Source organism: Mycolicibacter icosiumassiliensis (assembly GCF_900078685.2).
Classification (GTDB): domain Bacteria; phylum Actinomycetota; class Actinomycetes; order Mycobacteriales; family Mycobacteriaceae; genus Mycobacterium; species Mycobacterium icosiumassiliensis.
Genome location: NZ_LT546170.1, coordinates 710,573 through 725,295, shown reverse-complemented (window position 1 = coordinate 725,295; position 14,723 = coordinate 710,573). Strand labels below are relative to the sequence as shown.

Annotated in this window: 12 protein-coding genes; 6 read left to right on the top strand and 6 right to left on the bottom strand. The window is 67.1% G+C overall.

Going from position 1 to position 14,723, the window contains the following annotated elements; all coding sequences use genetic code 11:
• The first annotated feature begins 10 nt into the window (after positions 1 to 10).
• From BN4346_RS46040 to BN4346_RS46030, 3 genes are read left to right on the top strand one after another with little or no spacing between them, the layout of a single operon-like run.
• Positions 11 to 2,110, top strand: a complete 2,100-nt coding sequence (locus BN4346_RS46040) for an elongation factor G-like protein EF-G2 (protein WP_067976934.1) — start codon at positions 11 to 13, stop codon at positions 2,108 to 2,110.
• A gap of 20 nt (positions 2,111 to 2,130) precedes the next feature.
• Positions 2,131 to 2,613: a hypothetical protein gene (locus BN4346_RS46035; RefSeq protein WP_067976933.1), complete on the top strand. Its 483-nt coding sequence runs from the start codon at positions 2,131 to 2,133 to the stop codon at positions 2,611 to 2,613.
• 39 nt (positions 2,614 to 2,652) lie between these two features.
• The gene (locus tag BN4346_RS46030; protein WP_067976987.1) at positions 2,653 to 3,417 is read left to right on the top strand and encodes a L,D-transpeptidase; all 765 of its coding nucleotides are present in this window, start codon (positions 2,653 to 2,655) and stop codon (positions 3,415 to 3,417) included.
• On the opposite strand, the gene BN4346_RS47925 is transcribed toward BN4346_RS46030, so the two are convergent.
• From BN4346_RS47925 to BN4346_RS46015, 4 genes are all read right to left on the bottom strand, one after another.
• Positions 3,414 to 3,653, bottom strand: a complete 240-nt coding sequence (locus BN4346_RS47925; protein WP_154677682.1) for a hypothetical protein — start codon at positions 3,651 to 3,653, stop codon at positions 3,414 to 3,416. The genes BN4346_RS46030 and BN4346_RS47925 overlap by 4 nt on opposite strands.
• A 378-nt stretch (positions 3,654 to 4,031) precedes the next feature.
• The gene (gene car / locus BN4346_RS46025) at positions 4,032 to 7,568 is read right to left on the bottom strand and encodes a carboxylic acid reductase (protein ID WP_067976932.1); all 3,537 of its coding nucleotides are present in this window, start codon (positions 7,566 to 7,568) and stop codon (positions 4,032 to 4,034) included.
• Positions 7,569 to 7,720: 152 nt separating this feature from the next.
• Positions 7,721 to 9,796: an acyltransferase family protein gene (locus BN4346_RS46020; protein ID WP_078058884.1), complete on the bottom strand. Its 2,076-nt coding sequence runs from the start codon at positions 9,794 to 9,796 to the stop codon at positions 7,721 to 7,723.
• A 146-nt stretch (positions 9,797 to 9,942) separates the two neighbouring features.
• Positions 9,943 to 10,743, bottom strand: a complete 801-nt coding sequence (locus tag BN4346_RS46015) for a rhomboid family intramembrane serine protease (protein WP_067976931.1) — start codon at positions 10,741 to 10,743, stop codon at positions 9,943 to 9,945.
• 40 nt (positions 10,744 to 10,783) lie between these two features.
• Between BN4346_RS46015 and BN4346_RS46010 the strand changes: the two genes are divergently transcribed.
• Complete coding sequence (locus BN4346_RS46010; protein ID WP_067976930.1) at positions 10,784 to 11,425, top strand: class I SAM-dependent methyltransferase; 642 nt, start codon at positions 10,784 to 10,786, stop codon at positions 11,423 to 11,425.
• A gap of 30 nt (positions 11,426 to 11,455) precedes the next feature.
• Positions 11,456 to 11,899, top strand: a complete 444-nt coding sequence (locus BN4346_RS46005) for a hypothetical protein (protein ID WP_235653804.1) — start codon at positions 11,456 to 11,458, stop codon at positions 11,897 to 11,899.
• A gap of 7 nt (positions 11,900 to 11,906) precedes the next feature.
• Here the strand turns inward: BN4346_RS46005 and BN4346_RS46000 are convergent, their stop codons facing one another.
• Positions 11,907 to 13,367 carry a PE-PPE domain-containing protein gene (locus BN4346_RS46000; protein WP_067976928.1) on the bottom strand — a complete coding sequence of 487 codons (1,461 nt, stop codon included), beginning with the start codon at positions 13,365 to 13,367 and terminating at the stop codon, positions 11,907 to 11,909.
• 135 nt (positions 13,368 to 13,502) lie between these two features.
• Positions 13,503 to 14,120, bottom strand: coding sequence for a TetR/AcrR family transcriptional regulator (locus BN4346_RS45995; RefSeq protein WP_235653803.1), 618 nt, complete (start codon positions 14,118 to 14,120; stop codon positions 13,503 to 13,505).
• A 123-nt stretch (positions 14,121 to 14,243) separates the two neighbouring features.
• On the opposite strand from BN4346_RS45995, the gene BN4346_RS45990 reads away from it, so the two are divergent.
• Positions 14,244 to 14,690, top strand: a complete 447-nt coding sequence (locus BN4346_RS45990; protein ID WP_067976927.1) for an MmpS family transport accessory protein — start codon at positions 14,244 to 14,246, stop codon at positions 14,688 to 14,690.
• The last annotated feature ends 33 nt before the right edge of the window (positions 14,691 to 14,723 follow it).

The window sequence follows — 14,723 nt, the reverse complement described above, 5'->3', positions numbered from 1 at the left end:
GGAGGCTGCCATGGCGGACAAGACCGGAACCTCACGGGGCGGCGGCGCCGCCCCGACCGCGGCCACGCCGGCCGCCATCCGCAATGTCGTTCTGGTCGGTCCGCCAGGCTCCGGGAAAACCACGCTGGTCGAGGCGATGCTCGTGACGGCAGGGGTGTTGTCCCGGGCCGGCTGCATCACCGAGGGCAGCACGATCTGCGACTACGACGAGGCGGAGATCCGTCAGCAGCGTTCGGTAGGGGTCGCGTGCGCCTCGCTGGCGCACCACGGTGTCAAGGTCAACCTGATCGACACCCCGGGCTACGCCGACTTCGTCGGAGAACTGCGGGCCGGGTTGCGGGCCGCTGACGCGGCGCTGTTCGTCATCGCGGCCAACGAGGATGTCGACGACACGACCGCGGCGCTGTGGCAGGAGTGCAGCCGGGTCGCCATGCCGCGTGCGGTCGTCGTCACCAAGCTGGACCACGCCCGGGCCGACTTTCCGGCCCGCCTGGCCGCCGCCCAGGCGGCATTCGGCGACACCGTGCTGCCGCTGTATCTGCCTGCGCCGGCCGCGGACGGCGGCCTGGTCGATCTACTGGCGGCTGCCTCCTTTCCCGGCACCGAGCAGCAGCGCGGCGCGTTGATCGAGGCCATCATCGAGGAGTCCGAGGACGAGTCGCTGCTGGACCGCTACCTGGGCGGCGAGCAGATCGACCCAGCGCTGCTCACCGCTGATCTGGAGCGGGCGGTGTCGCGCGGGTCGTTCTTCCCGGTCATCCCGGCATGCAGCGTCAGCGGCAGCGGCATTCCCGAACTGCTCGATGTCGTCACCACCGGATTCCCGGCCCCTCCCGAACATCTGCTTCCGGAGGTGTTCAACCCCGACGGTGTGGCGCGTACCGGGCTGAGATGCGATCCGGACGGGCCACTGCTGGCCGAAGTCGTCCGGACGACATCGGACCCGTATCTCGGCCGGGTCAGCCTGGTGCGAGTGTTCTCCGGAACCATCAAGCCCGACAGTGGAATCCATGTCAGCGGTCATTGCGCCGGATTTTTCGGCGACAGGACCGGTCGCTCCGACCACGACGAAGACGATCGGATCGGGACCCTGGCGTTTCCGCTCGGCAGACAGCAGCGCCCGGCCACCGAAGTGATGGCCGGGGATATCTGTACCGTCGGCCGACTCAGCCACGCCGAGACCGGAGACACCCTGTCCGGCAAGGACGAACCCCTGGTGTGCAAACCCTGGTCGATGCCGGATCCGCTACTGCCCGTGGCGGTCATTCCGCACGCCAAGACCGACGAGGACAAGCTGGCGGTCGGGCTGGCCCGGCTGGCTGCCGAGGACCCCAGCCTGCGTATCGAGCGGAACCCGGAGACCCATCAGACCGTGCTGTGGTGCATGGGCGAGGCGCACTCCGGAATCGTGCTTGACGCACTGGCGCACCGCTATGCGGTATCGGTGGACACCGTCGGCCTGCGCGTGGCACTGCGAGAGACGTTCTCTACCAAGGCCAAAGGCCACGGCCGTCATGTGAAGCAGTCCGGCGGACACGGCCAGTACGCGATCTGCGACATCGAAGTGGAGCCGCTGATGCAGGGCGCCGGCTTCGAGTTCGTCGACCGCGTGGTCGGCGGCGCCGTGCCCCGCTCGTTCATCCCCAGCGTGGAGAAGGGCATTCGTGCCCAGATGGAGCGCGGGCTGACCGGCGACGCCGGCGGCGGTTATCCGGTGGTCGACATCCGGGTCACCCTGATCGACGGCAAGGCGCACAGCGTCGACTCCTCAGATTTTGCTTTCCAGATGGCCGGCGCAGCCGCATTACGTGATGCCGCGACCAACGCGGCGGTGCGACTGCTCGAGCCGATCGACGATGTCACCGTGCTGATACCCGACGAACTGGTCGGTGCGGTGATGGGCGATCTGTCCGCCCGCCGCGCCCGGGTGTTGGGCACCGATAAAGTCGGGGCCGACCGCACCTGCGTGAAGGCCGAAGTACCGCAGACCGAGCTCATCCGGTACGCGGTCGACCTGCGATCGTTGACCCACGGCGCCGGTTCGTTCACCCGCGGCTTCGCCCGCTACGAACCGCTGTCGGCGGCCGCGCACGCTGCCGGCGCCACCTGATCGCCGCAGAGAGGACGTCCATGTCGACAATCGCCGGGTTGCCCGCCCACGTCGTGCTGCTGCATGTGGTGGTGTCGCTGGTTCCCCTGACCGCGGTCCTGCTGATCGTGTGCGCGGTGTGGCCGGCGGCTCGACGGCGATTGGTCTGGCTGGTGGTGACATTTTCCGCCATCACGCTGCTGGTGACACCGCTGACGGTCACCGCCGGCGAGTGGCTGGCCGACACCGGCAAGATCGCCCCGTCTCCCAAGCTGGACGCGCACATGGCTGCCGGCGAGTACGGCCTCTACATGGCCGTGGGCCTAGCGGTCGCCGCGGTGTTGCTGGCGGGGCTGCACGTGGCGCTGTCGCGCGGCAGCAAAGTCGGTTCACTGCTGCGGCTGGGGATCGTCACCGTGGTGATCGCGCTGGCCGGCGGCTCGATGTTCGCGATCCACACCATCGGCTCGACCGGGACCGAGGCGGCCTGGGGAGACCTGCTCAGCGCGTCAGACGACGGCTAAAACTGCGCTGATGGCGTTGCAGTTGGCACAATGGATGCCATGCGCAATGTGAGGCGGGGAATTGTGGCGATTGCCGGGTCGGTGACCCTGGCTGTCGTAGCTATAGGGGTGTCGGCCGGCATCAGCGAAGCGGCTCAGACATCGCCGGCACGGGGGCTGGCCGTGGCGGCGATCGAGCCGGCTGCCGGCTCTGTCGTGGGGGTGGCCTACCCGGTGATCGTGACCTTCAACGGACCGGTCGTGGACCGGGCGGCCGCCGAACGTGGGATCCACATCAACTCCACGGGCAACAATGCCGGTCACTTCGAGTGGACCAGCAGCGATGTCGTGCAGTGGGTCCCGGACGGCTACTGGTCACCGCACAGCAAGATCAGTGTCGACGCCCACGGGATGTCAACGGGTTTCGATACCGGCGACGCGGTCGTGGGGCTCGCCGACATCTCCGACCACACCTTCACCGTCAGCGTCAATGGCGAGATCCAGCGGATCATGGCGGCGTCCATGGGTAAACCCAAGCGCCCCACGCCAATCGGCTCCTTCACTGCACTGTCGAAAGAGCGCACCATCAAGTTCGATTCGCGCACCATCGGCATCCCGCTCAATGACCCGGAGGGCTACCTGCTCAACGGCGAATACGCCGTTCGGGTTACCTGGAGCGGCGTCTACGTGCACTCTGCCCCCTGGTCGGTGGGCTCGCAGGGCTACTCGAACGTCAGCCACGGCTGCATCAACCTAAGCCCCGACGACGCCGCGTGGTACTTCAACTCGGTACACCTGGGCGACCCAATCATCGTGCAGGCCTAAAGGCTTGGGCGATCGTAAACGCGGCGACCCGCGGTTACGATCGCCCAAACCTTTAGGCCTGCACAGGCGCCGAGGACCGCCGTGGGCATGTGCGCCACGTAGCGCTGAGCACGCAGCTCACGACGCAGTTCACGACGAGCGGCCAGGCGGTTACGCAGTCGGCTCACCATGCGGTTACCCGCCTGGTGGTCCGTCGAGCCGTCGAGAGCCAGAACACTGATGGTGATGAAAGCCATGATTTTCTCCTGCCGGGAAACTCACCGGCCGACACAACCCTTAGGGGTCGGCGGAACTCGTGGTTCAGGCCTTCAAAAAAACCGAAAAAACTTGAGCGGAGGCGCCGGAACCGGTGAGGAACAGATCGATCGTGGAACACGGATACGGATGCGGACCGTCACTAGAACTCACTTCGCCCTCACCTCCTTCCGGTCGGGACACACGGGCATGTCGTGGCATTGTCCACCATGGTGGCATCGAAATACGGGACCGTCAAACGCAAACGTGCGAGAGCCCTTAAGCGCGAGAGCCTTTAAGCGCAAGCAGTCGCGAAAGCCCGCTGCGGAGGCTCCGTCAGGGGCTTTCGCGACTGCTCGCGGCGAGAACATCCCGCCGGGTCAGAGCAGCCCGAGCAGTTGCAGATCGGTGACGTACTTGACGATCACCGCCGGCGTGACATGCGGAATGTCGGGATGCTTGGGGTCAGGCCCAATCCCGGCCGACTGCACCGCAGCCCGGAACCTGTCCGTCGGTGCGATCGATCCGCAGATCGGCTGCTGCGGCTTCTGGTAGTTGTGCAGCAGCGGCAGCAGCGACGCCTGGCGCTGGTTTTCCGGCAGCGCACGCAGCGTGGTCTCGAACCGCTGCAACCAGTCGCCGTAGTCGGCGATCCGCCGGATCGGATAGCCGGCCTCGATCAACCAGTCGACGAATTCGTCCATCCCCAGACCGTCGTCGTACGGGTTCATCACGTGATAGGTGGTGTACCCGCCGGTCGCAAAGGACCCCAGCGTGGTGGAAGCCTCGGCGATGAACTCCACCGGCAGGCCGTCGTAGTGCGCGCGCTGCCGCTGTCCGTCAGCGCTGAGTTCGTAGAACGAACCGGGCGCCACCCCGGCCGCAACCAGGCTGAAAATCATCCGGGTGAACATGTCGGGCAGGTTCAGCTGGCCGGCGTAGCTGGTGTCGGCCAGGATCATGTCGCAACGGAACACCGCAACCGGCAAGCCGCACAGATCGTTGGCCTCACGCAACAGCACCTCGCCGGCCCACTTGCTGGTGCCGTAACCGTTGGCGTAGCCGTCGTTGATCGCCCGGACCGCACTCATCACCCGCACGTCGGCGTCCTCGGTGAACTTTCCCGGCGGAATCTGGTCGCCCACACCAATAGTCGAGAAGTAGGTGAACGGCTTGATCTTGCTGGTGAGCGCGACCCGGAGCAGCTCGGCGGTACCGAGCGCGTTCGGTCCGAACAACTCGCTATAGGGCAACACGTGGTTGACCAAGGCGGCCGGGTCGACGATCACGTCGACAGTGTCCGCCAGCCGCTGCCAAACCTCTTGATCCAGACCAAGGTTCGCTTCGCCCTTGTCACCGGCGATGACTTCGAGGTGCTTGGCGGCAAGTTCGGTGTAGTGCGCCAGCAGCCGCTCGTCTCCGCTGTCGAAGACACTGTCCAACCGCCGGCGGGCATCGGAGTCGGACTTCGCACGCACCAGGCAGATCAGCTGTCCGCCCACCGGGGCCAGCCGCTCCAACCACTCCAGCGCCAGGTAGCGACCGAGGAAGCCGGTCGCACCGGTCAACAGCACGGTGCGGACCTGCTCGGAGGGGCCGGGCAGTGACGGAGCCGCGGCCAGCGTCGCCTCGTCGAGGAACTTGTCCAGGGTCAGGTCGGCCGCCGCCACTTCGACTGCGTCACGGCCGTGCACAGACGCGAAGGTCGGCCGCTTGCGGGCGCCTTCAGCGCCGTTGCGCTCAGCGGTGATGTAGTCGGCGATCGCCGCCAGATCGTTTGCCGGGCTGACGATCACGCCCACTGGCACGTCGACGTCGAAGATGTCACGTAGCAGGTTGCCGAACGTCAGCGCCGACAGGGAGTCGCCACCCAAATCGGTGAAGTGGGCCTCTGGGGCCAGGTCACTGGCCGAGGCCCCCAATAGCGCCGCAGCGGCGCGACTGACCGTCTCCAGCGCCGGGCGCTGCGCTCCGTGTTGACGCAAGTCACTCAACTCACTGGCTTGCCCTTCGGCCAGCTCGGCGTAGCGACGCTCAAGGCGGTCGCCATAGTGCGCCTTCAGCTTCGGCCAGGCCAGCTTGCGGATCCCGGTCAGCAGTCCGTTCTCCAGTGTGAACGGCTCGGTCTCCACGATGAAGTCACGCGGAACTTCGTAGGACTGCAGATCGGCGTCTTTGGCCACCTGCTGCAGCGACTCGGCGATACTGGCTTTGAGGGCGGCATCGGAATCGAAGCGGGCCTGAGCTTCTGGGGTCGGGACCACCACGGCCAGCAGGTAGGGCTGCGCACTGTTGCCGTAGACGTAGATCTGGCGCACCAGTGGACTGTTGCCGAACACCGCCTCCAACTTGGCCAGGGTGACGAACTCGCCCTGGGCCAGTTTGAGCACGTTGTTGCGCCGGTCGACGTAGACCAGGTGGTCCGGTGCGATCTCGGCGACCACGTCGCCGGTCCGGTAGTAACCGTCGGCGTCGAACACCTCGGCGGTCACCTCGGGACGCTTGTAGTAGCCGGGGAACAGGTTCTCGGTCTTGAGTAGCAGTTCGCCGCGCGGGTGCGGGGTGTCGGTGCCGAAGTAGCCCAGATCCGGCACGTCGACCAGTTTGTAGTCGAGCACCGGCGGCCGCTGCACTTCGCCGTCGAAGAGCACCATGCCCGCTTCGGTGGAGCCATAGCCGTTGAGCACATGCTGCTCGGTGAGCTGATCGACCCAGGCCCGCAGCTCATCGGAGATCGGCGCCGAGCCGGTCATCGCGAAGATGCACCGTCCGCCGAGCAGCTCGGCGCGCATCTGCGCCAAGACCTGCGCTTCGGCGGCTGCCCGGTCTCCGCTCACACCATCGACTTCGCTGCGGAAGTGCTGGTAGAGCATCTCCCAGATCCGGGGGACGAAGTTCAGTTCGGTCGGGCGAACCAGGGCGAGGTCTTCGAGGAAGGTGGACAGGTCGCTGCGTGCGCTGAAGTAGGCGGTACCGCCGTTGCCGAGGGTGCCGTACAAGATGCCCCGGCCCATGATGTGGCTCATCGGCATGAAGTTCAGCGTGATCGAGACGGCGGTCGGGCCGAACCAGTTCTTCCTCGACCGCACCCACATCCGGGCCACGTTGCTCGCCGGGTACATCGCGCCTTTGGGGGCGCCGGTGCTGCCCGAGGTGTAGACCAGCAGTGCCAGCGGGTTGGTGTCGTCGCCGGAGTCCGGCAAGTCCGCTAAAGACAGCGCGTGACCGCGGGCCAGCAGATCGGCCAGCGGCTCGACAACCACCTCGACACCGGCCAGTCGCGCCCGAGCATCGGCAAGCGCATCGCGGTGATCGTCGACCTGCTCGTGGTAGTCGAACACCACCAGGCGAGTGGGGGCCGGACCCGTCAGCACCAACTCGACCGCATCGGGCAGCGAGTCGACACTGGTGGCGATAACCCGCGGCTCGGTCTCGGCCACGATCGGCACCAACGTGCTGATCGCCGCCGAGGTCTGCAGCGGCACCGAGACCGCACCGATCTGACCCAGCGCCACATCGATGACGGTGTAGTCGACGCTGGTGAACCCCAGCACCGCAACCCGGTCGCCGGGCCGCACGGCGCCGGCGGACAGGGCGGCAGCCGCGGCGCGGACTCGCTCCCCCAGCTCGGCGTAGGTGATGGTGTCGTAGTGCGGCAGTAGTGCGGTGGCGGTACGGCCGGTAGCCGGATCGGTGACGTACTCGACGGCGCGCTGTCCGAGCGCCGGCCGCTCGGCGTAGCCGTCGAAGACAGTCCGGGCGATCTGCGCCAGCCGCGACTGTCCTGCCGATCCTTCCAAAGCGGCGGCGACGGCCGGGTCGGGACGGGCAGCGGCAAACTGGGGGTCGGTGGCGACGAGATCGGCGATGCGGCGGGCGAGTTGCTCCTCGTCAGCGGTGGTGGAAACAGTGGACATGTTCAACCTCTAATGAATATCTCGCGAAAGTGATTTTTCTGGCTTTCAAGGGCACGGTCTGCGCCGATGTAAACTACGTTAGCAAAACTAATTTAATTTGAGATCCCTGAACGGGTGTGACGTTGCCCTCACGGCGCGCTGGCCCGCGAGGGTCAGCTCAGCGACTCCTCCAGCCACGGGAGCAGCCACTTCACCCCTTCGGGGGTGAGGTGAATGCCATCGCTGCGGACCTTGATGCCGTCGACTTTGGCGGTGTAGGTGCCGGCCGGCCCCAGCTTCTTGTTCAGGTCCATCACCGTGACGGCGGCCCGTCCGGAGACCTCCCGGCGCAGCAGGGCATTCCAGCGGTCCACGCGCTCCGGATTGTCCTCCGGCCACAGACTGCCGTCGGGCCGCTCACCGTAACGGCTGTAGGGCACGGTCGTCACCACAACCCGACTGCCGGCGGATTCCAATACGTCGAGCGCACGGCGAAGCTCCGCGGTCAGATAGGCGTCGAAGGTCGGGTCGCCGATGTGCGACCACTGACCCTCGTTGACTCGGTCCACGGTCTCCCAGCGGCCGACGAACAACAGCACGACGTCGGGCTGATCGGCCTTGACCTGCCGGGTCCAGCGGGCCGGCCATCCGTCGCACTCCTTGCCCTGATCGATGGTCTTGCCGGCCCAGCGGTACGGACCGGCCCGCACGATGCTGCAGCCGACGACGGTGTGATCGATGAAGTCGTAGCCGGGGGTTTCCGGCAGATAGTGCATCAGGGTCCAGCCGATCGAATCACCGAACACCGACACGGTGCGCGGCCGACTCGGGTCGCGCCGCACGGGCTGCGGTCGTGGCTTCTTGGACTCCGAAAGCCGGGCCGGGGGTGAGGGGGACACGGCCGCGGCCGCGGCCACTTCGGGGGTCACGCCGTTTTCGGCCGTGGGCAGCTCGACGACCGGGACCACCAGCAACGTGACCGCCACCGCGGTGCCGCTGACCGCTGCCCCCAGTGGCAGCAGCGACACCCGTGCCGGCCGCCACCGGCGGATCGGTTCCTCGATGGCCCACCATGACACCGCCGCCAGCAGCAGCGTGGCGGCGCACCGCACCCCGAACAGCGCCCACCCCGACCATCCGGTGCGCTGACCGTTGAGGACCAGGAAGACCGGCCAATGCCACAGGTACACGCCGTAGGAGATGGTCCCCAGCCACACCAGCGGAGACCAGGCCAACGCCCGGGCGAGCAGGCCGCTCTGGTGCAGGGCGACCGGGGCGATCACGGTGATCGCGGCGACGGCCACCAGGGTGAGCAGGCCGCCGTGGAACTCCGCGGCGGTGCCGGTAGCGCGGTGGGCCGCCATCGCCAGCACGGCCAGCCCAACCAGCGGCAGCAGGCGAGCGACCCACAGCGCGCGGCGGGTCCGCACCACCGACCAGCCGGCGGTCAGCGCCGGCCAGTCCCCCACCAGCAGGGCCGCGGCCGCGGCACCGATCAGCAGGGCCTGCGCACGAGTGTCGGTGCCGAAGTAGACGCGATCGCGGGTGGCCTCCGAGGCCAGCATCTCCGCGGCCGTCGCCGACGCCGCCGCCCCGGCACTGGCCAACAAGAACACGGTCAGCCGCACCCCGCCGACGGTGGCCCACCCGCCGCGGCGCCGGGCGCGGGCCCCCAGCAGCAACGCGATCGCGATCAGCAGCAGCGGCCAGAGAAAGTAGTACTGCTCCTCGACGCCCAGCGACCAGGTGTGCTGCAGCGGCGACGGGGTGCCGGCTTCGGTGAAATAGTCCGTGCGCTGAGCGACGAACCGCCAGTTGGCCACCCAGAAGAAGGCGGCGATCGCATCCTCACGCAGGCCCACCACCGCCTCCGACGGCAGCAGCTCGTGAGCTATCGCGACGGTCAGCACCATGAGCACCAGAGCGGGCAACAACCGGCGGATGCGCCGGATCCAAAAGCCGGTGAGGTCGATCCGGCCGGTTCGGCCCAGCTCGTCGATGAGCAGCGAGGTGATCAGGAATCCACTGAGCACAAAGAACAGGTCCACACCCAGGAACCCACCCGAGAGACCGGGGATGCCACCGTGGTCGGCCAACACCAACGCGACGGCCAGCGCGCGCAGGCCGTCCAGGGCGTGAATGCCCGGGCGTCGTCGCTCCCGCCGAACCCGGTCCGCGGCGCGCGCCGTGGTCAACCGGGCGGCACGCGGGGCCGGCGCAACCCAGCGGGATTTACCCGAGGTGCGCATCGAGGTGGCCCGGCGAGTCCGGTTCCCGGCCGGTCGACTCATGTCATCTTGGTCGCCGTTGGCGCCGATTGGTCGATCCTCTCGCTGGTGGACCACCGAAAGCTTAGGGGGCGAGCAGGCGTCTCAGCCGGATGACACGCTCGCGATCAGTAGACCAATTCGGCAGTGCGCCACCAGATCAGCGCGATGAACAGTGCCAACAGCGCAAGGCTGGTCACCGCCTGAATCCGGGTCCGATTCGCCTGCGGTGGATAGACGTAGGCGAACGCGACCAGCACCCCGGTGATCAGACCACCGACGTGGCCCTGCCAGCTGATGTGCGGAATGGTGAAGGTGAAGATCAGGTTGACCACAATCACCGCGCCCACCGCCCGGACGTCCATCCGCAGCCGGCGCCCGATGACCAGCGTGGCGCCGAACAAGCCGAAGATGGCGCCCGAAGCGCCGGCGGTCGCGGTGGTGATCGGCGCCAACAGGTAGACGGCAACCGAGCCGCCCAGTGCGCTGAGCAGGTACAGCGCGCTGTACCGCACCCGACCCAGCAGGCCCTCGAGTTGCGGGCCCACCACGTACAGCGCCCACATGTTGAGCAGCAGGTGCATCGGCCCGTAGTGCAGGAACGCCGACGTCAGCAGGCGGTAGATCTGCCCATCGGCCACCGCCGGTGTCCAGAGCACCAACTCGGACTCCAACTCATGCGACGACAGCTGCGCCAGGAAGGCCAGCACGCTCAGCGCGATCAGCCCGTAGGTGACCACCGGTGTTCCCGAGGCGGCCCGGACCAGCGGTCGCGCGGCCCGGTGCACCGGCGTTCCGCCCGCCTGCGCACAGTCCACGCAGTGCTGGCCGACGGCGGCGCCACGCATGCAGTCGCCGCAGATGTAGCGGTCACACCGGGTGCAGCGCAGTGCGGTGGCCCGGTCGGGGTGCCGGTAGCAGACAGTCATGGTTACACCTTGTCAGAGCGCTGCCGGTACATTTCACGCTATGTCGTCTCCCGCCCCGCGCCAGGCATTCAATGACGTCGTCACCCGGTTCTGGAGCTTTGCCGCTCCAGCCTATGACGCCCAATTTCTGCAGCGCTGGGTCTATCGCCCGGCCCAGGACGAGCTCATTGCCGCGCTGCGGTCGCACAAGCCGGCGCGGGTGGCCGACATCGCCTGCGGCACCGGCATCCTGGCGGACCGCATCGAACGTGAGCTGTCCCCGGCGGCGGTCTATGGGGTGGACATGTCCGACGGCATGCTCAACGAGGCACGGGCGCGCTCGTCGCGCGTGCAGTGGCTGACCGGGCCGGCCGAGCAGCTGCCGTTTGACGACGGCGCGCTTGACGCGGTGGTCACCAGCTCGGCGTTTCACTTCTTCAACCAGCCGGCCGCGGTGCGGGAGTTCTACCGGGTGCTGGCGCCGGGCGGGATGGCGGCGGTCACGGCGATGAGTCCTCGGCTGTCCGACCCGCTCAAGGCGCTCACCGGCATCCGGTGGAATCCGACGCGTCAGCCGGCGCCCGGTGAGATGCGCACGCTGTTCACCGACGCCGGTTTCACCGTTCCCGACCAGCATCGGGTGGCGCGTCCGGCCTGGACGCTGGTCGTGTCGGATCTGATCACGGTCGGCGTCAAGCCGTAGCGCGACTCCTTCGCGGTACCTTCGTTAGGTATGAGATCGATGAAGCTGGCCGGGGCGGCGGCGATCGCGCTGGCGACCTGGTTCACTGCCGGCGGGATCGCCGGGGCTGATCCGGCTCCTGCTCCCCCGCCCGCGCCTAAGCAGGTGATCGACGGCGATGGCACCTTCGCGGTCGGCAAGGACATCGTGCCGGGTACCTACCGCTCCGACGGGCCGCGTGACGGCGCGGCCTGCTACTGGCGCCGCATCGGCGGGGACAAGACCCTCGACAGCGCGATGACCAAGAAGGCACAGGTCGTGCTGATCGAGCCGAGCGACACCGCGTTCCGGACCGACCGCTGCCAGACCTGGCAGCTGACCGAATGCCCGCCCACCTGCGCACCGGTGCCGCAGCAGTCGGTGGGCCTGCCCGATGTGTTGAAGGGCTTCGTGCCGCAGGCTCGTCCGCCGGCCCCCGCTCCCAGCGGCGGCTAGACCACGATCAGAACAGGCCCTGCAGGGTACTGGCTATGGACGACGCGGTCTCTTGCAGCACCATGAGGTCGATGCCGGCGGCCAGGGTGAGCAGCCCGGTGTCGGCGGCCAGCGGCAGTCCGATGGCGTCGATCGGGTTGCTGAACAGGTTCTGGGTGAACAGGCTGATGTCGTAGGCGGGCATGTTGACCAGCAACGAGGTCAGGATGTCGGCTTGCGGCAACAGCGTCGCGTAGCCCTGCGAGAATGCCGACGTCAACCCGTTGACGATGTCGCTGAAGCTCGGCAAGGAGCCGCCGGCGCCACTTCCGGCGAACAGATCGGACAACGCTCCCGACGAGTCGGCCGTCGGCGCCGGATGCGTCAGATCGTTGAGGAACGCCTGGAAGCCCTGTTGCAGGGCCGGGCCCATATTGTCCATCGCCGTCATCAACTGCGCCGTCGACGGGAACAGCCCAAAGGTGGTGGGCACATTGGCCTGGCCGACATCCCAACCCTGATTGTCGGGGTTGTCGTAGCCCAGGTTGACGATCTGCGTCAGGGCCGGGTTGAGCAGGTCGACCAGCGGCTTACCGATCAGGGGGATGCCTTCGAACAGGCGCAGCAGCGGCAGCACCTGATCGTCGGCCATCGGGATGAACAGGCGCAGCAGCGGCAGCACCTGATCGTCGGCCATCGGGATCATGTAGTAGGTGGTGTTGCCGTCATAGTCCGAGGTGGTCGGCAGCGTGATCGCGTTGTTGATTTGGTCGGGGGTGAGATCCCGGTAGGTGGGGTGGACGAACTCGATGCCCAGGAACGCATTGAGGTCGGACAGGAAGTTCAGCGTGTACTTCGGGAAGTCGGCGAAGCCGTCGTACTCCTGGGTGTAGATGCTGGTGTCGTAGATGGTGTCCGGCGGCGTCGCGCCACTGAAGGTGATGCCCAGCGCTGGCAGGCTGAGTCCGGCGAAGCGCTCCAGCAGCCCGCCGTCGGGGTTGCTCGGGTCACCCACCAGCACGAACTTGACGGCATCGGCCGAGACTCCGTCAGCTTCGAGGTTGGGCATCACCATCCCGGAGATGGTGGAGCTCTGGGATTCGCCGAAGACAGCGACGGTGTTGCCGGCCGCGACCTGCTGTTCGATATCGGCAGTCAGGATTGTGGTGCCCTGGGCGAAGGAGGTATCGAACGGCAGGCTCTTGACCCCGGTATAGATCGGCGATCCGCCTTCGGGCGTGAACACACCCTGAGAAACGGCGCCCGGCAGGATCCGTTGGATGTAGGCGTCGCCGCCGGCGATGTACTCGGGGCTCGGAATGGGGGTGCCGGTGCCGCCGACGACCAGGCCCACATCTTGGCCGGCGGTTAGCTGCACGGCGCGTAACACCAGCTCAGGCCGAGCCGCCGACACCGGCGTGGCGGCGAGCAGTCCGGCACAGATCAGGGTGACACCGGTGGTGGCGTAGGGACGAAGCGCTGTACTCATGACATGTCCTCGGGACGCGACAGACGAACTCGACAGCAAAAGCCTATGACCGCTTGAGCTGAGCATTCAATGAAAATTTCCTGTAAATCGCGCGGATCTCACTGTAGCCACGGACAGGCCACCACGGCCGTCAGCTCAGACTCGTTCCGCCTCACCGAGCAGTAGCGTCGCGCCGTCGACCAGCGTTCTGATTACCTCGTCGGTGCTGAAATCACTTAGCCACAGATTCGGAGCGTCGGTGCGATGCAGCATCGCGACGCCGTGCAGCGCCACCGACAACGCCGCGGCGATCCGATCCGAATCGGAATCCGACGCCGAGTCCGGCGTCTCGCCCCGGCAGGCCAGCAACCCCCTGGTCACCACGGCCAGTGCCCGGCGAGCCGCCGGCGGGGCGTGACCGTCCTGGGTCATCAAGGCGTAACGCAGCGGATGGCGCTGCGCGAACGATACGTACACCCGGCACCCGATGAGCAGGCGTTCCCGCGGGTCAGTGGCCTGCTGGACCTGCTCGGCGATCTCGTCGGAGACCTGAACCCAACTCGACTCTGCGACCGCCTCGAGAACCCGCTCCAAGTCGTCGAAGTGTGCATAGACCGACGGCGCGGCGATCCCGGCCTCCCGGGCGATGCCGCGCAGCGAAACCTCCGCCTCGCTGTCCGCGCCGTCGATGAGGCGGACAGCGGCAGCCAGAATCTCGTCGCGCAGCAGCGCGCCGTGGCCTCGCAAATTGCGCCGACGAGGGGGAGTGGGCACGCGCTGATCCTAACGGTTTGTTAGCTGTCCTCACTTGCGTTCTGCATAACATCTTGCGCGCGAGTGTGAGCCGTCACCGTTTAACTTTACACTTGTTTCTTTACAGTCGTAAGGTTAACGTCCATGAGCGCAATAAAGAAGCTCCGGGGGCCGCTTGAGCGACTGTGGATCGTGCTGGTGATCGTCCCGGTCGTCGCGATCGGCGGACTGGTCATCTACCGGTTCCACGGCGTATTCGGGGCGGGCGGGGCGGCGGTCGCCGGCACCACCAGTGGCGAAATCGTCTCCACCGTGCCCAAGTACGTGACCTACGAGCTCTACGGCCCCGAGTCGACGTCGGGCATGGTCAGCTACGTCGACGAGCGCGCTCAGTCCCAGGAGGCCCAGTTCCACTCGCTGCCTTGGTCGCTGACGCTGACCACCACGCAGCCAAGCGTGTTCGCCAACGTCATGGCCCAGGGCGACGGCCACGAACTGGGCTGCCGGATCACCGTCAACGGCGAACTGCGCGACGAGCATCAGGCCGACGGCCACAGTGCCGCGACATTCTGCGTGGTGAAAGCGGCGTGAGCGGCCACCACAGCCCGGCCGGCGGCAAAGCGC